The 21,663-nt window shown below is 41.7% G+C and carries 27 protein-coding genes; 6 read left to right on the top strand and 21 right to left on the bottom strand.

Features of this window, described 5'->3' with window-relative positions; all coding sequences use genetic code 11:
- Positions 1 to 19: 19 nt before the first annotated feature.
- The 13 genes from IRB79_RS21095 to spoIIM form a co-directional block, all read right to left on the bottom strand.
- Positions 20 to 442 (bottom strand): stage V sporulation protein AB, encoded by a 423-nt coding sequence (locus IRB79_RS21095; RefSeq protein WP_113884466.1) that lies wholly within the window; start codon positions 440 to 442, stop codon positions 20 to 22.
- Positions 432 to 1,052 carry a stage V sporulation protein AA gene (locus tag IRB79_RS21100; protein WP_243504717.1) on the bottom strand — a complete coding sequence of 207 codons (621 nt, stop codon included), beginning with the start codon at positions 1,050 to 1,052 and terminating at the stop codon, positions 432 to 434. The genes IRB79_RS21095 and IRB79_RS21100 overlap by 11 nt, the downstream gene beginning before the upstream one ends.
- 226 nt (positions 1,053 to 1,278) lie before the next feature.
- The gene (gene sigF, locus IRB79_RS21105) at positions 1,279 to 2,037 is read right to left on the bottom strand and encodes an RNA polymerase sporulation sigma factor SigF (RefSeq protein WP_009332823.1); all 759 of its coding nucleotides are present in this window, start codon (positions 2,035 to 2,037) and stop codon (positions 1,279 to 1,281) included.
- A gap of 12 nt (positions 2,038 to 2,049) precedes the next feature.
- Positions 2,050 to 2,490: an anti-sigma F factor gene (spoIIAB, locus tag IRB79_RS21110; RefSeq protein ID WP_009332824.1), complete on the bottom strand. Its 441-nt coding sequence runs from the start codon at positions 2,488 to 2,490 to the stop codon at positions 2,050 to 2,052.
- A 4-nt stretch (positions 2,491 to 2,494) separates the two neighbouring features.
- Positions 2,495 to 2,845 (bottom strand): anti-sigma F factor antagonist, encoded by a 351-nt coding sequence (spoIIAA, locus tag IRB79_RS21115; protein ID WP_110064298.1) that lies wholly within the window; start codon positions 2,843 to 2,845, stop codon positions 2,495 to 2,497.
- A gap of 225 nt (positions 2,846 to 3,070) precedes the next feature.
- The gene (locus tag IRB79_RS21120) at positions 3,071 to 4,234 is read right to left on the bottom strand and encodes a D-alanyl-D-alanine carboxypeptidase family protein (protein ID WP_243509598.1); all 1,164 of its coding nucleotides are present in this window, start codon (positions 4,232 to 4,234) and stop codon (positions 3,071 to 3,073) included.
- Positions 4,235 to 4,382: 148 nt separating this feature from the next.
- Entirely contained in the window at positions 4,383 to 5,687 is a 1,305-nt protein-coding gene (locus IRB79_RS21125; RefSeq protein ID WP_243509600.1) for a pyrimidine-nucleoside phosphorylase, read from the bottom strand.
- A 35-nt stretch (positions 5,688 to 5,722) separates the two neighbouring features.
- Positions 5,723 to 6,544: a purine-nucleoside phosphorylase gene (locus IRB79_RS21130; protein WP_243504719.1), complete on the bottom strand. Its 822-nt coding sequence runs from the start codon at positions 6,542 to 6,544 to the stop codon at positions 5,723 to 5,725.
- Between the two features lie 31 nt (positions 6,545 to 6,575).
- Positions 6,576 to 7,760 carry a phosphopentomutase gene (gene deoB, locus IRB79_RS21135; RefSeq protein ID WP_243504721.1) on the bottom strand — a complete coding sequence of 395 codons (1,185 nt, stop codon included), beginning with the start codon at positions 7,758 to 7,760 and terminating at the stop codon, positions 6,576 to 6,578.
- A 321-nt stretch (positions 7,761 to 8,081) separates the two neighbouring features.
- Positions 8,082 to 8,975, bottom strand: coding sequence for a site-specific tyrosine recombinase XerD (gene xerD, locus IRB79_RS21140; RefSeq protein ID WP_243504723.1), 894 nt, complete (start codon positions 8,973 to 8,975; stop codon positions 8,082 to 8,084).
- Between the two features lie 9 nt (positions 8,976 to 8,984).
- Positions 8,985 to 9,212 (bottom strand): YqzK family protein, encoded by a 228-nt coding sequence (locus tag IRB79_RS21145; RefSeq protein WP_009332831.1) that lies wholly within the window; start codon positions 9,210 to 9,212, stop codon positions 8,985 to 8,987.
- A gap of 523 nt (positions 9,213 to 9,735) precedes the next feature.
- The gene (locus IRB79_RS21150) at positions 9,736 to 10,209 is read right to left on the bottom strand and encodes a ferric iron uptake transcriptional regulator (protein WP_113884459.1); all 474 of its coding nucleotides are present in this window, start codon (positions 10,207 to 10,209) and stop codon (positions 9,736 to 9,738) included.
- 236 nt (positions 10,210 to 10,445) lie between these two features.
- Positions 10,446 to 11,090, bottom strand: a complete 645-nt coding sequence (gene spoIIM, locus IRB79_RS21155) for a stage II sporulation protein M (RefSeq protein WP_243504725.1) — start codon at positions 11,088 to 11,090, stop codon at positions 10,446 to 10,448.
- A 169-nt stretch (positions 11,091 to 11,259) separates the two neighbouring features.
- Here spoIIM and IRB79_RS21160 point away from each other — a divergent pair, with 169 nt between their 5' ends.
- Positions 11,260 to 11,835 carry a GNAT family N-acetyltransferase gene (locus IRB79_RS21160; protein ID WP_243504727.1) on the top strand — a complete coding sequence of 192 codons (576 nt, stop codon included), beginning with the start codon at positions 11,260 to 11,262 and terminating at the stop codon, positions 11,833 to 11,835.
- A gap of 14 nt (positions 11,836 to 11,849) precedes the next feature.
- Here the strand turns inward: IRB79_RS21160 and IRB79_RS21165 are convergent, their stop codons facing one another.
- Both IRB79_RS21165 and IRB79_RS21170 read right to left on the bottom strand, forming a co-directional pair.
- On the bottom strand, positions 11,850 to 13,016 hold the full coding sequence (locus IRB79_RS21165; RefSeq protein WP_243504729.1) for an endonuclease Q family protein: 1,167 nt from the start codon (positions 13,014 to 13,016) through the stop codon (positions 11,850 to 11,852).
- A 1-nt stretch (position 13,017) separates the two neighbouring features.
- Entirely contained in the window at positions 13,018 to 13,569 is a 552-nt protein-coding gene (locus tag IRB79_RS21170) for an NUDIX hydrolase (protein ID WP_221878266.1), read from the bottom strand.
- Positions 13,570 to 13,646: 77 nt separating this feature from the next.
- On the opposite strand from IRB79_RS21170, the gene mciZ reads away from it, so the two are divergent.
- Together mciZ and IRB79_RS21180 are read left to right on the top strand one after the other, a co-directional pair.
- Entirely contained in the window at positions 13,647 to 13,781 is a 135-nt protein-coding gene (mciZ, locus tag IRB79_RS21175) for a Z-ring formation inhibitor MciZ (RefSeq protein WP_206838359.1), read from the top strand.
- Positions 13,782 to 13,853: 72 nt separating this feature from the next.
- On the top strand, positions 13,854 to 14,777 hold the full coding sequence (locus IRB79_RS21180; RefSeq protein ID WP_243504731.1) for an aldo/keto reductase: 924 nt from the start codon (positions 13,854 to 13,856) through the stop codon (positions 14,775 to 14,777).
- A gap of 157 nt (positions 14,778 to 14,934) precedes the next feature.
- Here the strand turns inward: IRB79_RS21180 and IRB79_RS21185 are convergent, their stop codons facing one another.
- The 5 genes from IRB79_RS21185 to IRB79_RS21205 all read right to left on the bottom strand — a co-directional run bounded on the left by IRB79_RS21185 (position 14,935) and on the right by IRB79_RS21205 (position 18,566).
- Entirely contained in the window at positions 14,935 to 15,180 is a 246-nt protein-coding gene (locus tag IRB79_RS21185) for a YqkE family protein (RefSeq protein ID WP_243504733.1), read from the bottom strand.
- A gap of 77 nt (positions 15,181 to 15,257) precedes the next feature.
- Positions 15,258 to 15,629 (bottom strand): VOC family protein, encoded by a 372-nt coding sequence (locus tag IRB79_RS21190; RefSeq protein WP_243504736.1) that lies wholly within the window; start codon positions 15,627 to 15,629, stop codon positions 15,258 to 15,260.
- A 303-nt stretch (positions 15,630 to 15,932) separates the two neighbouring features.
- A complete protein-coding gene (locus IRB79_RS21195; protein WP_243504739.1) occupies positions 15,933 to 16,601 on the bottom strand; it encodes a CoA transferase subunit B in 669 nt (222 codons plus the stop codon).
- A 24-nt stretch (positions 16,602 to 16,625) separates the two neighbouring features.
- On the bottom strand, positions 16,626 to 17,315 hold the full coding sequence (locus tag IRB79_RS21200) for a CoA transferase subunit A (RefSeq protein ID WP_243504742.1): 690 nt from the start codon (positions 17,313 to 17,315) through the stop codon (positions 16,626 to 16,628).
- 63 nt (positions 17,316 to 17,378) lie between these two features.
- Positions 17,379 to 18,566 (bottom strand): acetyl-CoA C-acetyltransferase, encoded by a 1,188-nt coding sequence (locus tag IRB79_RS21205; RefSeq protein WP_243504744.1) that lies wholly within the window; start codon positions 18,564 to 18,566, stop codon positions 17,379 to 17,381.
- A 183-nt stretch (positions 18,567 to 18,749) separates the two neighbouring features.
- Between IRB79_RS21205 and IRB79_RS21210 the strand changes: the two genes are divergently transcribed.
- The 3 genes from IRB79_RS21210 (at position 18,750) to IRB79_RS21215 (ending at position 20,958) form a co-directional block, all read left to right on the top strand.
- A complete protein-coding gene (locus IRB79_RS21210; protein WP_243504746.1) occupies positions 18,750 to 19,658 on the top strand; it encodes a hydroxymethylglutaryl-CoA lyase in 909 nt (302 codons plus the stop codon).
- 117 nt (positions 19,659 to 19,775) lie between these two features.
- Positions 19,776 to 19,907 carry a hypothetical protein gene (locus IRB79_RS28085; RefSeq protein WP_269082991.1) on the top strand — a complete coding sequence of 44 codons (132 nt, stop codon included), beginning with the start codon at positions 19,776 to 19,778 and terminating at the stop codon, positions 19,905 to 19,907.
- A gap of 124 nt (positions 19,908 to 20,031) precedes the next feature.
- Complete coding sequence (locus IRB79_RS21215) at positions 20,032 to 20,958, top strand: alpha/beta hydrolase (protein ID WP_243504748.1); 927 nt, start codon at positions 20,032 to 20,034, stop codon at positions 20,956 to 20,958.
- Between the two features lie 45 nt (positions 20,959 to 21,003).
- Here IRB79_RS21215 and IRB79_RS21220 read toward each other — a convergent pair whose 3' ends face one another.
- On the bottom strand, positions 21,004 to 21,540 hold the full coding sequence (locus IRB79_RS21220; protein ID WP_243504750.1) for a hypothetical protein: 537 nt from the start codon (positions 21,538 to 21,540) through the stop codon (positions 21,004 to 21,006).
- Positions 21,541 to 21,663: the final 123 nt, after the last annotated feature.

The following is a 21,663-nucleotide window of genomic DNA, read 5'->3' on the forward strand; positions in this document are numbered from 1 at the left end:
AATATGCCCAGCCGATTGCTTATTTATTTACAAAATAAATCCATTGAAACAGTGATCCAAACACCTTTCCAAATACAAATGCCATCAATAAAATCGCAATTTTCCCATCCACTCCGATTCTTTTCGCAAGGATTGGAAAAACATTTAAAACTTCAGTTAAAGCTGCAGCAAGCATTCCAATAAATATTCCCGAAGCCAGTCCGAGGGGGATTAAAAGCAGCGGTGTTAACTGAAGCACCGGATCCCATAAAGTTGCCAGTGCACCTGCCAAAGCACCCATAACAACTGCAGCTTCATAATGATGGATCATCTTCATCGTTTTGGTGAGCTGGGTCAGCCTCGGGATAATGCCCAAAACAGCCAGAAAGGCAACAAAACCTGAACCAACAGCGAGCCCCCCGGCAAATCCAATGATCATTACCAGGACAACATTAATGGTCATCAAGATGCTTCATACTCTCCTTGTTTTCTTTCAATGCAACATAATTATCAAGATCCAGCTGATAATTGAACATTTCCACTTCCAATGGGCTAGGCTCTTCATTAAGCCGCTTCTTAAAAACATGATTAAAAAATATGATCATGCCAAGCCCCAGGCCTATTGAATAGGGGATTTGAAAAATGAGGGGCTTGCTGTCCACTTCCCCAGTTATGAGAGTGTAAATTCTAAGCTGTACAGCCTGCATGCTCACGTCTTCATGAAAATTCATAATAGCCAGGGCAGCACCAATAAACAGAAGCAGCCAAACCAGCAGGAAAAGAGGGAATGATACTTTTTGCTTTTTTGTAACCACCTCGACTATCGCTTGAGCGGGCCCGATCGACTGAACTTCCAGGTTCGAAAATAATTGGGTTATGGCGCGAATTACCTTCATAACATCAATTATGACGATATTCCGGTCAAGCTCGTTTACTTTATAAAGCGGAAGTGCACAAAGCTCTTCATAAATGTCATCATCGGCAATGACCTGTGCGACATCTTTAAGCAGTATTTTCTGATTGGGCCGTATTTGCAGACGGTGCCGCAAGCGAATATAAACTGTTTTCTCCATAACGCTCACTTCCCACAAAGTGTTTTCCTTTTCATCGAACTTGGTATTTTTATTAGAGCGTTTCCGCTTTTGTGTCTATATTTAGTATGAGTTACATATATTAGCTTCATGAACTCCAATAATTGGCTGTTTAGAAAAGCTGAGTGTGCGTGGACCTAGTTAGGTTCGAAGTTTAAAGTTTTAGGCTTTGTTATTTTGAAGACGAAAAAAAGAAAGACCGATGGATTTATATATCCATTCGGTCTTTCATTTGCTGGAGTATCTTTTTTTCAAGACGCGATACTTGAACCTGGGAAATACCAAGCCTTGCCGCCACTTCGGATTGGGTCTGATCTTTATAGTAGCGCAAATAGACTATCAGCCTTTCCCGCTCATCCAATTCGCGGATCGCTTCTTTTAGAGCTATCTTATCAAACCATTTTCCTTCATTGCCATCATCTATCTGATCGAGCAGCGTTATGGGATCTCCGTCATTTTCATACACTGTTTCATGTATTGATGAAGGAATCCGGCTTGCTTCCTGGGCGAGGATAATATCTTCCGGAGAGATTTCCAGAAACTCCGAAAGCTCTGTAACTGTTGGGATGCGGCCAAGCGTTTTTGATAGCTCATCTTTGGCCTTCCTGATTTTATTGCCCATTTCCTTCAATGACCGGCTTACCTTAACCGTTCCATCATCGCGGATGAATCTTTGGATTTCTCCGATAATCATTGGAACCGCATAGGTTGAAAACTTCACATCATAACTGAGATCAAATTTATCAACCGATTTCAACAAGCCGATACAGCCAATTTGGAAGAGGTCATCCGGTTCATATCCTCTATTCAAGAATCTCTGGACGACAGACCAGACAAGACGCATATTTTTTTGAACAATTTTGTCTCTTGCACCCTGATCTCCGCTTTGGCTTTGCTTTATAAGCTCCTTGACTTCATTGTCCTTTAAATAGGTTTGGCCCTTCTCTGCTTTAACCTCCACATCCATAGCAAGACTCCCTTAATTGCATAGCATTTTACTATTTGATAAATGCTTCCTTAATCGGATCTCTGTGCCTATTCCCGGCTGCGATTTGATTTCGATTTCGTCCATGAAATTTTCCATGATGGTAAAGCCCATCCCTGATCTTTCCAGTTCAGGTTTTGTTGTAAATAACGGCTGTCTGGCCTCCTCCACATCCATAATTCCAAGGCCTTTATCCTTAATGGTCAAATCAATGAATCCATCTTCAATCAGGACAGAAATATAGACAATCCCATTAGGATCATTTTCATAGCCGTGAATAATGGAGTTGGTTACAGCTTCGGAAACGACAGTTTTAATCTCTGTCAGTTCATCCATCGTCGGATCAAGCTGAGCAATAAAGGCAGCAACAGTGACACGAGCGAATGATTCATTTTGGCTAAGTGCGCTAAATTCGAGGTTCATCACATTTTTCATAATTCTAGGCAACCCCCAATCTTTGCAGTGCATTTTCTTCTGTCGGTTCTAAACGGATAATCTTAAATAAACCCGACATATCAAATAGTCTCTGCACTGCAGGAGAAATCGCACAAACAACCATTTCACCATGCTTTTGTTTGATTTGTTTGTACCTGCCCAAAATAACTCCTAACCCGGAACTATCCATAAAAGAAAGATGCTCAAGGTTCAAAATAATATGATGGATGTCATGATCTTCAATCGCCCTTGTTGCCTGTTCACGCAGCTCATCTGCCGAATGATGGTCGAGCTCCCCGCTTAAACGAATACATAAGACATCATGCTTCACTTCCAAATTAATGTTAAGACTCACTATCTTAGCCTCCTTATCTGGTATCCGGAACTGAAAAAGCCGCTAATGCTTCATGCTTTTCCTCCGGATAGGATAAGCCGGAATCTCAAAAAATTCCGGTATCCGCCCTTATAGTGAGTCAATTTCGATGCCTGAAGTTTCATTTCCTTCCTGGAGACAAAACTAGTGCATTTTCGCTAAAAATAATTAACATTAATGTTCTTTTCGACAAAAATGGAATGGTATTTATTCAGCTTTTGAAAATAATCCCATTGATCTCTTAAACAAGGTCCACCATGATGCTTCCTTACTATCTTCTTTAGCTACCAGAGGGCTTTCAACTAAAACTTTTCCATCCTTTTTCAAGGTTAATGTTCCAATTTGATCGCCCTTTTGGACTGGTGCCTTAATATTTTTATTTAAAGTGACTTTTTGTTCAATTTCCTCAATGCTTTCACCTTTTTTAGTTAATAGGGAAATCGGTTCGCTTGTCAGGGCTTCAACCATTTTCTTCTCCCCTTTGCTTACTGTAATTTTGCCAAGAACGTGATTTCTTTCATACATTGGGTGTGTCTTATATTGGCTGAATGCATAGTCGAGCATTTTAGTCACCTGGGCATTGCGTTCTTTCGAAGTCGGTGCGCCAAATACAACTGCTATCACCCGCATGCCATCTTTCTCCGCTGTTGCTGTTAGACAGTATTTTGCTTCAGAAGTAAAGCCTGTTTTAAGCCCATCAACTCCTGGATAAAAACGCACAAGGCGGTTTGTATTGACAAGCCAGAATTTTTTATCTGTGTCCTCACGAAGATAAGCTTCATATGTGCCAGTAAACTCAGTTATTTTTTCATATTTAAGAAGCTCTTTCGCCATTATTGCCATATCATGTGCAGTACTGAAATGTTCCTTAGCTGACAGGCCTGTGGGGTTTTGGAAATTAGTATTCTTAAGACCTAATTCCTTTGCCTTGTTATTCATCATTTCAACAAAAGCTTCTTCAGAACCGGCAATTCTCTCAGCCATTGCAACGGACGCATCGTTTCCGGAACCAATTGCGATTCCCTGCAGCATTTGCTTTGTGGTCATTTCTTCACCTGGCTCGAGGAAGATTTGCGAACCGCCCATGGATGCTGCATACTCGCTTGTCCGGATTTTCTCATCCCATGACAGCTTTCCTTCATCTATAGCTTCCATGATTAAAAGCATTGTCATTACTTTAGTCATACTCGCAGGCGGAAGCTGTTCACCGCTATTTTTTTCATACAATATCGATCCGGTATCACGTTCGATAAGAATTGCGGATTTCACATTTTCCGTTAAATCTGCACTGCTTTCTCTTGCAAATCCTGAAGGAACAAAGATTGTTGCCATTAATAATGTTATTAACATTAATGAGACGAGTCGTTTCATCACACAATACCTCCATTCTTTATAGCTTCCATTTTTTCCATTCAAAGAAAATTTATACAGATAAGGCAGACTAAAAAGAAAATAAGAAAAGACAGCACCACAGCAAAAAGCCGCCAGACATGAAGTCCTGGCGGCTTTTGCTGCTATATTATTCAGTTATTTCTTCATGAATCAATACTGGAGCCGGTACTTTTTCAGTCGACATAGTAATGTTTTCATAAAGCATATTTCTTACTTCTTCTACATTTTCGAAATTGCTGCAGATGGTTACGAGAGATTCACCTTTGCTTACCCGGTCGCCGATTTTCTTTCTTAAAACAAGGCCGACTGCGAGATCGATTTCTGATTCCTTTGTAGCTCTTCCTGCTCCTAAAAGCATGGCTGCAGTTCCAATTTCATCTGCAACAATCTCAGATACATAGCCATCCTGCTTAGCTTCTAATTCAAATGTATATTTTGCCTGAGGCAATTTTTGCGGATCATCAACAACGGAAGCATCTCCGCCCTGAGAGCTTAGGAATACTTTAAATGTTTCTAAAGCGGAACCGTCTTTAATAGCGTTCTCAAGCTTTTCGCGCGCTTCCTTCAATGTATCCGCTTTTTTCGCCAAGAAAACCATATGGCTGCCCAAGGTCAGGCAAAGTTCTGTCAGATCTTCAGGACCTTCTCCTTTTAAAGTATCGATCGCTTCTTTTACTTCAAGGGCATTTCCAATTGCATACCCCAGCGGCTGGCTCATATCCGAGATAACTGCCATTGTATTTCTGCCAACATTATTTCCGATTCGGACCATCGCTCTCGCTAATTCACGAGAATCGTCAAGCGTCTTCATAAATGCACCAGCGCCTGTTTTAACATCAAGGACAATGGCGTCAGCACCTGCAGCGATTTTTTTGCTCATAATCGAACTTGCAATTAGAGGGATGCTGTCGACTGTAGCTGTAACATCGCGCAGTGCATACAATTTTTTGTCCGCTGGCGTTAAATTGCCGCTCTGCCCAATTACTGCAATTTTATTTTGATTAACAAGCTTAATAAATTCATCATTTTCAATTTCCACGTGGAAACCTTCTACAGACTCAAGTTTGTCGATTGTTCCGCCTGTATGTCCGAGGCCCCGCCCTGACATCTTGGCAACCGGAACACCAACTGCTGCTACGAGCGGCCCCAGGACCAGTGTTGTTGTATCGCCAACACCGCCAGTTGAATGTTTATCTACTTTAATGCCTTCTATTTTTGATAAGTCGATTTGATCACCGGATTCTACCATCGCCATAGTCAAGTCGGCTCTTTCATTCTCTGTCATTCCCTGGAAAAAGATAGCCATTGTTAAAGCACTTATCTGATAGTCCGGGATTGAACCGTCCGTATATCCTTTAATGACGAACTGAATTTCTTCTGTCGTTAACTCGAGGCCATCCCTTTTCTTTTCAATAAGATCCACCATTCTCATCATCAAACACCACTGCTTTCATTTAATGTCTTTGCTTATACACCAAGTTCTTTAACGATTGCTTTCACATAACGAAGGAAATCGGCTTTGACTTTCTCAGTTGTTTCGATTACTTCTTCGTGGTTCAGCGGCTGATCCAGAATACCTGCAGCCATATTTGAGATACAGGAGATTCCAAGCACATTCATTCCTGAATGCTGTGCTACAATGACTTCTGGAACAGTTGACATACCGACTGCATCTCCGCCCATTGTTCTCAGCATGCGAATTTCTGCAGGAGTTTCATAAGTTGGCCCCGTATTGCCGACATAAACTCCTTCCTGAATCTTCAGGTTTAGCTTATCGGCTATTCCTCTGGCAAGCTTTCTTAATTCTTTGGAATATGCTTCTGACATATCCGGAAAACGCGGACCCATGCGGGAATCATTAGGACCAATAAGCGGATTGCTGCCCATATTGTTGATATGGTCTGAAATAAGCATGAGATCACCAGGTGAATAGGTTTCATTCACTCCGCCTGCTGCATTCGTAACAATAAGCTTCTCAACACCCATTTCGTTCATAACTCTTACAGGAAAGGTTACCTTATCAAATGAGTATCCTTCGTAATAATGGAAACGGCCTTGCATAGCAACCACTTCAATGCCGTTCAAACGTCCGAATACCAGCTGTCCAGCATGGCCCTCTACTGTTGATACAGGAAAATCAGGGATTTCGTTGTATGGGATTTTAACCGGTTCTTCGATCTCGTCTGCCAGTACTCCAAGTCCTGACCCTAATATCAGCCCAATCTTTGGCTGCCCTGTATATTTATTTTTAAGAAATTCAGCCGCATTTTGAATTTTGCTGTAATCCATAGTCATTCTCCTCATCTGCTTTTTTATTTCGTTACTTCAATTGATTTAAAAAGCTTTTGCCAAAAGCCGGCATCTTTACATTAAAGTTATCCGCGATTGTTGCTCCAATATCTGCAAAGGTTTCGCTAATTGGAAGCTCTTTCCCTTCCTCCATATCTTTTGAGTAAACAAGAAGAGGAACATATTCTCGTGTATGATCTGTACCATGATGTACAGGGTCATTGCCATGGTCTGCAGTGATCATTAATAGGTCGCCGTCCTGCATTTTTGCAAATACTTCAGGCAGGCGCTCATCAAAATCTTCAAGTGCTTTTCCATAGCCTTCTGGATCACGTCTATGCCCAAACAATGCATCGAAGTCAACAAGATTCAAAAAGCTCAGGCCCGTAAACTCTTTATCAAATGTTTCTATAATCTTATCCATTCCATCCATATTAGAAGTTGTGCGAATGGCTTCAGTTACTCCCTCTCCATCATAAATGTCAGAGATTTTGCCAATTGCCACAACATCAAGCCCGACGTCTGCCATTTCGCTCATTACCGTGCGGTCAAATGGCTTTAACGCATAATCATGCCTGTTTGATGTTCTTTGGAAATTTCCCGGCCCGCCAACAAATGGTCTGGCAATCACTCTGCCGACCATATATTTTTCATCCAGCGTCAGCTCGCGTGCAATTTTACAGATTTTATACTGTTCTTCGATCGGAATTATATCTTCATGTGCCGCAATCTGCAGAACTGAATCGGCTGATGTATAAACAATCAAAGCACCGGTTTTCATATGCTCTTCCCCGAGTTCAACTAGAATTTCCGTTCCGCTCGCAGGTTTATTGCCAATTACTTTTCTCCCGGTACGGGCTTCAAGTTCAGAAATCAATTCCTGCGGGAATCCGTCCGGAAATACCCGGAAAGGAGTATGGATATTCAAGCCCATGATCTCCCAGTGTCCAGTCATTGTGTCTTTTCCGTTAGAAGCTTCCTGCATCTTTGTATAAAATGCCATAGGCTTCTCCGCTTTTTCAATGCCTTTGATTTCTCGGATATTGCTGAGCCCGAGTTTGCCCATATTCGGCATCTTCAGGCCATTCATTTTTTCTGCGATGTGGCCAAACGTATCAGCGCCTTTATCACCAAACTTATCGGCATCAGGCGCTTCTCCAATTCCTACTGAGTCCATAACGATTAAAAAAACGCGTTTATATGTATATGCAGACATAAGAAAACCTCCTACTTATTTGAATACGGTTACAAAAATCATATTCGTATAGTACCCTTTTTAGGTTTATTTAACACTGATTCTCTTGTTGAAAGAAAAGCTGAACGCCTTGCCATCACCGACACCTCGAGGGGGAGGCGCTGGAGCTAGTCAGTATAAAAGGACATTCATGGAGTTAATTAACATTTAGAGATAGCCCTTTCATTTGTCAGAAGTCTGACATCTATATTTTACATAATAAACAGGTAAAAAGACAAGAAAAAGCTGCCTATTTTTCATGGCAGCTTTATGACATTTATATTTACTTATTCAAATAATGCTTTAAGCACGCGGATGATATTGGCTGTACACATCTTTAAGGCGAGTTTTGGTTACATGCGTATAAATTTGCGTGGTGGAAATATCGGCATGTCCAAGCATTTCCTGGACAGCCCGCAAATCCGCACCATTTTCAAGCAGATGAGTAGCAAATGAATGTCTCAGCGTATGTGGAGTAAGTTCCTTCTCGATCCCTGACTCCTGAGCCAGCCGCTTCAATATTTTCCAAAATCCCTGTCTTGAAAGACGTTTGCCGTGATGATTTAAAAATAACGCCTCATCTTTATGCTTTTTTGAAACAAACTTTCCTCTTCCTTCACTTAAATACCTTTCAAGCGCTTCAGAAGCTGTTTTGCCAATAGGCACAATCCGTTCCTTGTTTCCTTTGCCTATACATCTTACAAAGCCCATCGTTAAATGGACATCACCTATGTTCAGGCCTATCAGCTCACTCACGCGTATACCTGTAGCATATAAAAGTTCAAGCATGGCTTTATCGCGCAAACCAAAGTGATCCTTAATCTCTGGAAAATCCAATAAAGTTTCCACTTCCTGCATGTTTAATACTTTCGGAAGTGAACGTTCCATTTGCGGTGTTTCTATATGGACAGAAGGGTCATGGCCAACTGCTTTTTCGCGGAGCAGAAATTGGTGAAAGGCTCTTAAGGAGGCTATATGCCGGGCCAGGGTTTTTGAGGATTTGCCCTGTTTTTTTAAAAAGCCGAGAAATTGGACAATCTGCATACGCTGCACACTCTCAAGGCTTGAAATCTTCTCTTCAGACTTGAGATATTTCAGATAACTTTTCAAATCTCTTTCATAAGATACAATTGTATTTTTGGCGAGGCCTTTTTCTACAAGTAAATAATGAATAAAGTCTCTTAACTGATCATCCATATGATTGCATTACTCCCCATTTAAGTAGAAAAGAATTAACCGGTCCAGCAAGCTCCTATCTTCATCTGTTCCGCTCGCCGACACCTTAACAGCCGCTCCCTGTGGTTCGTCATAGCGGTGATAATCCTGGTATTCTTCGTTTAACCACATAATACCATAATAAAAAAGGATTGTGCATCCTGTAAAAATGACAAACACTTTAATGGTCTGAAAAGCCATACTCAGCCAGGATTTCATTGTTTGGTCCTCCATAACGTTTAATAAAAGGCTCTTTTCGTATAAATTGTTGTTTTTGGCCTATCAATGTTGTCCGTTGATTTCCGCTCCAGGCTGCTAGCTTTCCGCGGGGCGGGCGGTGAGCCTCCTCGACGCTCCGCGTCTGCGGGGTCTCACCTGTCCCGCTACTCCCGCAGGACTTTGAATAAGCATCCTCGAATAAACACCGCACGAAGGAAATGCGGCAGCATTTTCGAGGATCTCGCACCTTCCGCTACAATCAACTCAGTAAACATTATACAAAAAGCAACAAACCTTGCGAAAACAGCCTAATAAAGATTTAGAAGCTTTCTATTATTAAAAGGTATGCCATTTTGGACAAGAATTATACCTGAATCTGCATAATTGGCGTTTCTTCAGGGCACTTTCCTTTATAGCCAGGCTATTCTAGATTATTGTTTTTCCGCTGAAAAAAGCAAACTATATAAATTAAATCAAAATAAAAAGCCCATTCTAATGTAAGAATAAGCTTTGTCAATAAGTATTAGTTTTCTTCTGCTTCGGTTTCATTGTCTGTCTGTTTATCCTGACAGCGGTAGCAGATGCCATGAAACGTAAGGCGGTGATCCTTTATTTTAAAGTTCCAGCGGCGTTCAACCACTTCCTCTACGTCTTCAAGCAAATCTTCCTGAATTTCATCAACAGCTCCGCACTCAATACAGACTAAATGGTGGTGAAAATGTGCTGCCCCTTCCTGACGCAGGTCATAACGGGAAACTCCATCACCAAAGTTAATTTTATCGACAATTTTTAGTTCAGTCAGCAATTCAAGTGTTCTATATACAGTTGCCAAGCCTATCTCAGGCGATTTCTCTTTTACTAGGAGGTAGACATCTTCCGCACTCAAATGATCCTCTTCGTGTTCTAACAGGACGCGAACTGTTGCCTCTCGCTGTGGTGTTAGTTTATAGCTGGATGAATGCAACTGTTTTTTTATTCTTTCAATTCTGCTTTCCATACCGAAAGTCCCTCCCTCGCCACTAACATTCTCATTATAACAGAAATGAGATCACATTCAAAATAAAATAATTATAAATAACAGATAAAAATTACTTTTATATAATAATTATTATAATATGTTTCAAAACATATTTAAACCTCTTTATATGTACCCTATCTTTTTAGTTTCTATCCCTTTTCCTGTACAAACAAAAGGCAGAGCCGCTCGCTCTGCCTTTTGCAATCATTCATATATTAGGATTGGATTGAGTTAACAACAGACTTCATTAAGACAGGCGAGATAAACGCCTCCACTCCGGCTGCAGCAATTAAAAACAGAATGGCTACAGCAAAAGCAATCATATATCTTCCAAAAAGAGGCATCATGGGCTGTCCGACTTTTTTCATAAATTGTCTTCTTATCATTTTTAATGAGAAAGAAACAGCAAGAGTTGCAGCGAGAATAAATATAGGTATGATGATCAGATTCTGGGGAAGGACAGATACGAAGGAAAGCAAAAATCCTTCCCACCCCATTTGGTTAACTAGAAAACCAACTGTAAAGCCAACCACCATCCCTTTCATAAATAGAAGTATCAGAATGACAGGCAGTCCAATTATGGAGATTCCCAAAATCCACATCAGTCCTATAAATTTTGTATTATGAAAAAAGCTCTGTTTGAATAATTCATCTGCTGCTGCAACATGTCCATCTGATACTTGGCCAAAAAACTGCGACAGATAATAAAATAAATCTTCTTTTTGGGTAAAGCTTAAGCTATTTACAACGATAGCCCCAAAAATGACACCCATCAGGAATAAAACAATAACAAATAAATAGATTGAGGAATGTTCGCGAAAGTGGGCTGCTGCGGCGTTCTGGTACATTTTTTTCTTCATTTGCTCTTCCCCCTAAGACAAAACAAATTGGATATTAAATTGTATGCCTGTCCCAGATTTGTATGACAAAGAATTGGATTATTCCCAATGGAAAAAAAAGTCTTGAATACTTCAGTTATTTCCGCTATAATTTTCAAAATTATTTAAATTGTCATAGGAGGAATAACAGTTGGATCCGATTTTAAATGAGTTTCCAGAGAGGATTGAAACCGAAAGACTTTATATGAGACCTGCCTTGCCCGGAGATGGAAAAACAGTGCATGAGGCTGTATTAGCTTCAGCTGCAGAGCTTAAAAAATGGCTTCCTTTTGCACAGAATGAACAATCAGCGGATGAAGCTGAAGCTGGCATCCGCAAATCTTATGCCAAGTTTATCCTTAGGGAAGATTTCCGTATCCATATTTATAGGAAAGAAGACGATGCTTTTATTGGCTCCACTGGCCTGCATCGTATAGATTGGGATGTCCGCAAATTCGAAATAGGCTATTGGGGAGATTCGAGGTTTCAGAAAAAAGGATATATTACTGAAGCTGCCGAAGGTTTGACGAAATTTGCCTTTGAGCATTTTCAAGCGAATAGAGTGGAAATTAGATGTGATCCAAGAAACATAAACAGCCGAAGGATTCCCGAAAGGCTGGGATTCACACTTGAAGGAGTACTAATCAATGACAGTCTAAGCGCAGATGGAAAAGAGCTTAGGGATACATGCATTTATGCTAAAGCACCTAAAAAACATAGAGCCTGATGAGCTCTATGTTTTTAGGAATCCATAATTTTGCCGTACTTGCCCCCGCCCCCTGCCTTGAGGTTTAATGTTCCTTCACGCGCCTTCCCAATAAGCCTGGCTGTTTTCTCAGGGATTACTTTGCTTATTTCTGATAAAGGAACATCGTGAAGAATGGCCATTTCAGTGCCGAAATAATTCAGCAGCTTCTCCAGCATTTTTGGGCCTAACCCTGGAATGAATTCAAGCGGTACCTGATGAATATAAGGAGGACGTACAAAGAGCAATTCTCCAGATGATTTTAGTTCAGAGATCCGGTCAGCCACGCCTTTGATAAATTTGTGGTGACCGCAATTTCTGCATTTACCCTTTGCATCATCGAAGGGGCCAAAACATTCAGAGCAAACAGTCTGATGGTATTTTCCAAGCAGCGGGTCGAGCCCGAAATTGGTTTTCACCTTGCCTTTTTCTTTTCCAGTCAAAGCCTTTTTCAGGTCAGCAAATGTTGGTGACTCCATTTCAAGGATTTGATATTCTCTCGCGATTTTTTTTAGTGAATGGGCATCTGAGTTTGTTAAAAAGGTATATCTGTGAAGTTCAGCTATTTGATCAGCCATCTTAGTATCTGCACTGAGCCCCAGCTCTATTGCATCAATTAAGCCAGGATCAAAAACCTCTGACAGCGACCGCTCTACTCCTTTCCCGAATAAACTTTTAAATGGGGTAAAAACATGGGCAGGAATAAAAAGCCCATCCAGATCCTTCACTTTCTCCTGAAGCATTCTGCCTGAGGCATAAATTCTCTGTGAGCTTAACGTTATGTTCTTTAAATGTCCTGATAACCAGGTTGAGAAAACCTTCATGGCTGAAAGGGTCGGAAAGAAGCAAAGAACATGAATGGGGCCTTTACAGGATTCATCATATATTTCAAGTTCTGACCCGGGTATAATTGTTAAATCTCCATATTGAAGTCCCCCGTCCCTATGCTCAGTTATAAGGCCTTTTTGGGACAAATCCTCGATTTCAAGTATGACTTCAGGAGAATGACAATCAATAATGCCGATGATATCAAGACCTTTTTCATTTCGGGCATGCCTGATGATATTTGTGAAGGTTAGGGATTTAGCGCCTGTTATTTTAACAGGCTTTCCCGTAAACGTACGTCCAATATGGATATGGAGATCAGCAAAAAAGCGCTTCATGCTATTTTTTCAGCGCCTCTTGCAGCTGCAGATATTGGATAGCATAAGCGGTTTTCGCATCATAAATCCTTTGCTGCTTCAGCAGGGATATTGCTTCATCAAGCGTTACTTCCATAAGATTCACAAATTCATCTTCATCAGGCGAAGCGGCATTTTCTATTTTCATAAGACCCTTTGCTATATATAAATGTACCAGCTCATCGGCAAATCCAGGAGAAGTGTAGAATGATATCAGCCATTCCATTTCCGTGCAGCCGTACCCCGTTTCTTCTTCCAGTTCCCTTTCTGCACAAACTCTGGGTTCTTCTCCTGCTTCAAGCTTTCCGGCAGGGATTTCAGCAATAATCTTATCCAGCGCTTTTCTATATTGTTCGACCATCACTATTTTATTGTCTTCTGTTACTGCCAATACAGCTACTGCCCCGGGATGTTTGATAATTTCCCGCTTCGATGTTTTGCCATTCGGCAGCTCAACATCTTCCACCTGCAGACTAATGACTTTACCAGTGAAGATTTTTTCCGTATTAATCGTTTTTTCTTCTAGGCGGCTCATTGTTTTCAGTCACTCCTGTTCTATTCCGATAATGATTGCTCATACATTTTATCATACTTGATGAGGGGGAGTATGGCATGAAGGTGTATGTCCACAATAGGGGAATTATTCTTACCGGCAAAGCCTGGGAAGTCCGGGAGAAACTAAAACAATACAGCAGGCAGTATGTTCTTGTAAAAGACTGGGTTGAATCTCAGAACAATATAAAATGATAAGCCTCTAAATTTGAGTATGCCTCATTTGTTTATGTACAATTATAGAAAACACTCAAATGAGGTGGGTACTTGAAAAAGAGAAGACTTGGAAACTCAGACTTGTACGTAAGCGAGCTCGGGCTGGGCTGCATGTCAATTGGCACCAGACCTTCCCAGGCTCAGGAGATTATTGAAGCTGCCCTTGAAGAAGGAATCAATTATTTTGATACAGCTGATTTATATGACATTGGCGAAAATGAAAAGCTTGTCGGACAATCCTTAAAGAGTGTCCGCGAACAGGTGATCATTGCTACCAAAGCCGGCAACCGCTGGAATAAAAATAAAGACGGCTGGAGCTGGGATCCCTCAAAAAGCCACATCAAAGAAGCTGTAAAGGACAGTTTAGAAAGGCTGGGCACAGACTATATTGATTTATATCAGCTTCATGGTGGCACGATTGAAGATCCTATTGATGAAACCATTGAAGCATTTGAGGAACTGAAGGAAGAAGGATACATCCGACAGTATGGCATATCCTCCATCCGTCCAAATGTGATCCGTGAATATGCTTCAAGGTCCTCCATCATTTCAGTCATGATGCAATACAGCATTCTAGATCGGCGACCGGAAGAAGAAGCTTTGCCGCTTCTAAATCAAAAAGGCATCAGCGCGGTTACAAGAGGTCCGCTAGCTAAAGGACTGCTCAGCGACAAAATGCTGGATAAGGCTACGGAGTCAGTTAAAGAGAAAGGCTATTTGGATTACAGCTATGCTGAATTGAAAGAAACACTTACCAGCATTAGGGAAAAAATTTCGGATGAGCGCTCCATGACTGAGATAGCATTTCAGTATAATCTTGCGGATCCCGCTGTCGCTTCCGTGACGGCAGGTGCCAGCATGGCAGCGCAAGTTAGGGCAAATGCAAGAGCAGCAAGAGCTAATCCCCTGAATAAAGATGAATTGGCTATTATTCAATCCATTGCCAAGCTAAACAAATATGAGCAGCATCGATAATAAATAGCTCGTAATAATGGAAAAGAAGGGCTGACGGAAAAGTCAGCCCCTTCTTTTTGAAAGTTAAGAATGTGTAATTTTCCGAAGTTAGATAACTGTCTAGCTCCAGGCACCATCGGCTCTCGTGCCGATAAGCGGGCGCCTTCCGCTTTTCTTATTATTTGAACTCTTTCCAGTTAAGATTGCTTTCTCCAAGCAGTTCTTCAAAGCTTTTATTTTTTTCGCGCAGTCTTCTTTCCTCTTTTTTTCGGCGCTCTTCTTCTTCCTTCTGTTTATCTTCAGCAGCTTTTAATTCCTGCTTTTTCCCTTTTAATTGCTCCATCAAGTCCTGGTTTAGCATGTCGCCAAGCGTGACTGGCTTATCGTCTTTTTTAGGCTGGGAATGATGTTTTTTCTTTTTCATAAAATCCCCTCATCAACTAATTTTGCCATTTATTATATCATATTTTTTTATTCATGAAGGAACAGGCTGCATAGCTATTACGACAAATACTCCAGGAACTCAATTCTGTTTCCGAATGGATCATCAGCAAAGAATCGCTTTCTTCCTTCTATTGGCGGTTCTTCCTTTATAGCTATCTTCTGCTCTTGGAGACTGCTTCTCAAGTCTTCGAGGTTTTCCACAATAAATCCAGGGTGGGCTTTTTTGGCCGGCAGGAAGCCTTCCTGCACCCCGATATGGATTTCCTGATCTCCGCATATAAACCAGCAGCCGCCGCGCTTCTGAAGATTTTCAGGCTTGGGAATTTCCTTCAGTCCAAGCTGTTCACCGTAAAATTTCCTGGCTGCATCCTCGCAGCCTTTTGGAGCTGCCAGCTGGATATGGTCGATTCCTTTAAATGAAAAACTCATTTTTTCTCCTCTTTTCTTTCGATCTCTTATTAAGAGGCCTATTTCTTATAAGGTTGTTTGCACTTTTGAATGCTGCCCGTTGATTTCCGCTGTGGGCACTTGCTTTCCGCGGGGAGGAACGAGAGCCTCCTCGGCTTCGCCTGTGGGGTCTCTCACTCCCTCTCCTCCCGCAGGAGTCAAGCGCCCTCCGCTCCAATCAACTCAACTGGTTAACTTTGTATGCAAATATAAACAATAAAGTTTATTAAAAACAAGTAAAAAATAATGAAAAGCACAGCATGCAGCTGTACTTTTCAAAAGATATTAATAAGCTTCTGTTACAACGTTTTCATCAATTTGCAATTCAGGTTCCGTTGAATTGATTATGTCCTCGATTGTGAAGCCTTTAGCGACTTCAACAAGCTTCAAACCAGAATCGGTGACATCGATGACTGCCCGCTCAGTTATAATGCGGTCAACGACGTTTTTTCCTGTTAAAGGCAGGCTGCATTCTTTAAGGATTTTCGAATCGCCATTTTTATTGGTGTGGTCCATGATGACGATGATTTTATTGGCGCCATGAACCAGATCCATTGCACCGCCCATTCCCTTGATCATTTTCCCGGGAATCATCCAGTTGGCCAGATCCCCTTTTTCAGAAACCTCCATGCCGCCGAGAATGGCAATATCCACATGGCCTCCCCTGATCATCGCAAAAGATTCAGCACTATCAAAATAGGAGGCCCCCGAAATTGCGGTAACTGTTTCTTTTCCTGCATTAATTAAATCCGGATCAACTTCGCTTTCCGCAGGATATGGTCCAATTCCCAGCAATCCATTTTCAGATTGAAGGACTACTTCTTTATTATCAGAAATATAGTTTGCAACCAATGTCGGCATGCCGATTCCCAAATTCACGTAAAAGCCATTTTCTATTTCTTTCTCAGCACGTCTGGCAATTTTCTCGCGGACTGCTGCTTTATCGTTACTCATGAGACCCTCTCCTTCCGTCAGTATCTATTTCTTTACAGTCAGTCTTTCAATGCGCTTTTCCTGTTTTCCCTCAATCAGCGACTGAACATAGATGCTCGGCGTATGAATATAGTTCGGATCCAATTCACCAATTCCATAAAGTGTCTCCACTTCTGCAATCGTCACTTTGCCTGCTGCTGCAATCATCGGATTGAAGTTCCGGGCAGTTTTGTGATATACAAGATTGCCCATTTTATCGCCCTTCCATGCTCTTACAAGGCTGAAGTCTGCTTTCAGTGCCTCTTCAAGGAGATATTCCTTGCCGTCAAAAACCTTGGTTTCTTTCCCCTCTGCAATCGGTGTACCTACTCCTGCCGGCGTATAAAAAGCAGGAATGCCGGCACCGCCTGCACGGATTTTTTCCGCCAGAGTTCCTTGAGGAAGCAGCTCTACTTCAATTTCGCCTGAAAGAACCTGTCTCTCAAACTCTTTGTTTTCGCCGACATAAGAACCGACCATTTTCTTAATCTGTTTATTTTTTAAAAGCAGTCCAAGTCCCCAATCATCAACACCGCAGTTATTAGAAATGACAGTAAGGTCCTTGACCCCTTTATCAACTAAAGCAAGAATAAGGTTTTCAGGGATTCCGCACAGACCGAAGCCGCCAACCATAAGGACAGCGCCATCATGAATTTCCTGAACCGCTTCACTGAAGGAAGTACAAATTTTCTTCACTTCAATCACTCCTTTCATTGAAATACTCAATTTTTTTTGCTAATCATTTATTTTCGAAATTTACTATGCAAGCTCCACCACTGTGGCTACCCCCTGGCCACCGCCGATGCATAGAGTTGCAAGGCCTTTTTTCGCCTGTCTTTTTTGCATCTCATGAATAAGAGTTACAAGAATTCTTGCACCGCTTGCGCCGATTGGATGTCCGAGCGCAATGGCCCCGCCATTGACATTCAGAATCTCCTTGTTAAAACGAAGCTCCCTGTCAACTGCGAGCGACTGGGCTGCAAATGCTTCGTTTGCTTCAATAAGCTCCAATTCATCCATGGAAACAGATGCCTTTTCAAGCGCTTTTTTTACCGCAGCAACAGGGCCAATGCCCATGATGCTTGGATCCACACCTGCACTTGCATTTCCTTTAATCGTCACTAAAGACTTAAGCCCGAGTGCATCTGCTTTCTTTTTGCTCATAACAAGCAATACCGCAGCCCCGTCATTTATCCCGGAAGCATTACCGGCTGTTACGCTGCCGTCTTTCTTAAACGCCGGGCGCAGGCCTGCGAGCTTTTCAGCAGTCGTCCCTTTTTTCGGATACTCATCTGTATCAAAAACAATCGGATCCCCTTTTCGCTGAGGAATTTTCACAGGAACGATTTCATCTTTGAATTTTCCTTCTTCAATTGCCTTTGCAGCCTTTTCCTGGCTGGCTGCGGCGAATTCGTCCTGTTCTTCCCGGCTCAGCTCGTATTTCGAGCAGAGATTCTCAGCAGTAACTCCCATATGGTAATCATTAAATGCACACCAGAGCCCGTCTGATATCATCGAATCTATAAGCTTTTGATCTCCCATTTTAAATCCATTTCTTGCATTTTTCAGTATGTAAGGAGCCTGACTCATATTCTCCATGCCGCCAGCAATCACCGCTTCAGCATCACCGGCTAATATGGCCTGTGCAGCTAAATGAACTGCCTTCAGCCCGGAACCGCAGACCTTATTAATCGTCATCGCGGAAACGCTTTCAGGAAGGCCCGCTTTAAGAGCAGCCTGCCTTGCCGGATTCTGGCCCAGACCTACCTGCAGGACATTCCCCAGGATTACTTCATCTATCTGGTCCGATGTTACACCTGCTTTTTCAAGAGCGCCTTTTATCGCAATCGCCCCAAGCTCTGGTGCTGATACATCTTTAAGGCTTCCATTAAAACTGCCGATTGCTGTCCGGACAGCGCTGACTATTACGACTTCTGTTTGTGCCATCTCTCTCATCCTTTCAAAACATCTCTCTGCTTATATTCGTGCCAAGACCTCAAAATTCCTTTTATTTTGTCAAAATTTTTATTATTCTTGCAATCGAAAATACTTTCCTACTACAATAAATTCAAGGTTTTTAAGAAAGCGCTTACCAGACACAATCTAAAATATGAAACGGGAGAGGAAAACATGACGCTTGCATTTCCAAATAAAGTAACAATTATTGAAGTTGGCCCGCGGGATGGACTGCAAAATGAAAAGGCCTTTGTACCCACCGAAGTCAAGAAAGACTTTATCAGAAGTTTAAAAAATGCAGGATTAACAGAATTGGAGCTTACTTCATTTGTGTCTCCGAAGTGGGTCCCGCAGATGGGGGATGCAGCTGAAATTACGGCAGATTGCCTTGATGCAAATACAAGGGATATCGTGCTGGCCCCAAACCGCAAGGGCATTGACAGGGTATATATGACTGAATGCCGGGCTGTTGCCGTTTTCGTCGGTGTAAGCAATACGTTTAATAAGAAAAATATCAATAAATCCACTCAGGAAAGCATGGATGAACTAAAGCCGATTATCGGAGAACTGAAGGAGAAAGGTTACTTTGTCCGCGCCTGCATCTCCACGGCATTTCATTGCCCGTATGAAGGAGCAATCAATCCTGAAGATACAGTTGGACTATGCCGTCAATTTGTTGAGGCAGGGGCTGATGAATTAAGCGTGGCAGATACAATCGGGATGGCTGCTCCCCATGAGTCGCACGGGCTTTTTTCCCGTTTAAAAGAAGAGTTTCCAACTACCCTGCTGACTGCACATTTCCATGACACAAGAAAAATGGCCCTTACTAATATTTTTGCAGCCTTACAGGCAGGTGTCGACCGATTTGATACTTCCGCCGGAGGACTTGGCGGATGCCCATTTGCCCCAGGCGCTGCAGGCAATGCGGCAACTGAAGATGTTGTTTATATGCTTGAGCGTATGGGAATTGAAACCAATGTTAACCTTGATCACTTAATGGAAGCGGTAAAAATTGTTCAGCCTCATCTTTCCAGGCCGATTGAAAGCACCTATTTCAGGCTGAACGCTCAAACTGTTCAATAGCAGCTTCTTAAGATGAATAATGCGCCCTCTATTATAGCATCTTATTAGATGAAAGCAACTGCTAAAGCAGCTGACGAATTCAAATCAGCTGAAGCCTATAAAAAGGGGGATAATCCAATGAGCCAAAAACGCGATAAAGGATATAGCCAGAAGGGGAAGCCGAATTCCGATACAGTAAACCAGACGATTGCTGCCGAAGAATTAGAAAAGGCGATTCATCCAACTAAAAGACAAAACGCAAAGCAATAAGCCGCCGCAAAGCGGCTTTTTTCATGCTGAGAGTCCTTCATGAAATTCAGCATGTCCCGGCTCACATCTCTGTTTTAATTTTATCCAGAATGGTAAAATAAAGAAAAAAGATGGAGGGATGGGTTTGAGAAGGTTTTTACGTTATTTATTTTCCATCGTACTCTTTCTTTCATCACTCGGCGTCTATTTTACAAATAGGCTTATGTTTATGAAAAAGAAGGAAGATGACTTTATTTTAGAAAGGGAGAAGGAGTCCGGCAGACTTGATCTTATCAAGTATGAAAGCCTGCCAAAAAGAGAAGTGCTTATTCCCTCCCCATTTGGCTATAACTTAAAAGCCGTTGCTGTCGAACCGCATAAAAATAGTCGCTATATTGTTATTTCCCACGGGGTTACGGAAAATAAAATGAACTCGATTAAATATATGAACCTCTTTTTGGACCGGGGATTTAATGCGGTTATCTATGATCATCGCCGCCACGGAGAATCCGGAGGAAGAACGACAAGTTACGGGCATTATGAAAAGTTTGATTTAAAAGCTATTATTGATTGGCTTAAAGCGGAAAAAGGGCCAAATATTCAGATTGGCATTCATGGCGAAAGCATGGGAGCTGCTACAATGATCCTCTATGCGGGAATGCTCGAAGACGGTGCCGACTTTTACATCGCCGATTGCCCTTTTTCAGACTTTAAAGAGCAGCTGACTTACCGTCTGAAAGCAGAAATGAAGCTGTCGCCAAAGTTCTTTTTGCCTGTTGCCGATCTATTTCTGCGGATGCGCGAGAAATACTCCATCGCAGATGTATCGCCTATTTCCGTTATTGAAAATATAAAGAAACCCATCCTGTTCATACACAGTGAAAAAGATGATTTTATTTTGCCGACCATGTCCGAGGCTTTATACGAGAAGAAAAAAGGCCCTAAACAACTTTACCTTGCTGTCAATGGGATCCATGCCCAATCCTTCAATGAAAACAGAGAAGATTATGAAAAAGTCATCGACGAGTTTTTGGATCAGTATGTCAGCAGCAAAGATACTTTATCACAATAGAAACAGCTGGCTTCAATGTGAGCCAGCTGCTTCATATAGGATCCTCTAATTTTTCTTTTTCTTTATGATTTCCTTCCCCTCTGCCGACAGCCCTCTTGCAGTATGAAAATCTCCCATTTTAAAATAATAGCGTTTGTTTTCTTTTTTAATAATAGCCGCTTCTTCAAATTTCTCTTCCTTGCCGGCTACCTCTACTTTTTTAATATCCCCGCTCTGAATCTCACCAAAAATAATCGGTAATCTGTTTTCTAATTTACCTTCCTTATCGTAATCATAAAAAGTATCTGTATAAACGGTCATATGTTCATTCTCATAATGTTCCCAATGGTTATGGCCTTCATTTTTCCAGCCTTTATTGTCACTGCCCTTCAAATAGGCAGCCGCCATGGCCTCGACTTCGTTTTGTCCATCATTCTGCTGCGTTAAATACAGCAGTATGACTCCATCTTTTACTTTTTCTTTATGTAAGACTTCTTTTACATTGAATGGAATTCCATCATCAATCGCCTGGCCCATTGTTGCTTTACTGCAACCTGACAAAATCAGGAAAGCTGCCGCCAGCAAAAATAATCTCTGCTTCATTCGAATCTCCCCCAATCAGCACTCTCTTCAACAATAATGACAAACATCTTTGTTATTGTTATTCTATTTAGCCTGTAACCTTTTACTAATATATTAAAACCTTATTTTCCAGAATTTTGGAAG

Source organism: Cytobacillus oceanisediminis (genome assembly GCF_022811925.1).
In the GTDB taxonomy this organism is placed as follows: domain Bacteria; phylum Bacillota; class Bacilli; order Bacillales; family Cytobacillaceae; genus Cytobacillus; species Cytobacillus oceanisediminis_D.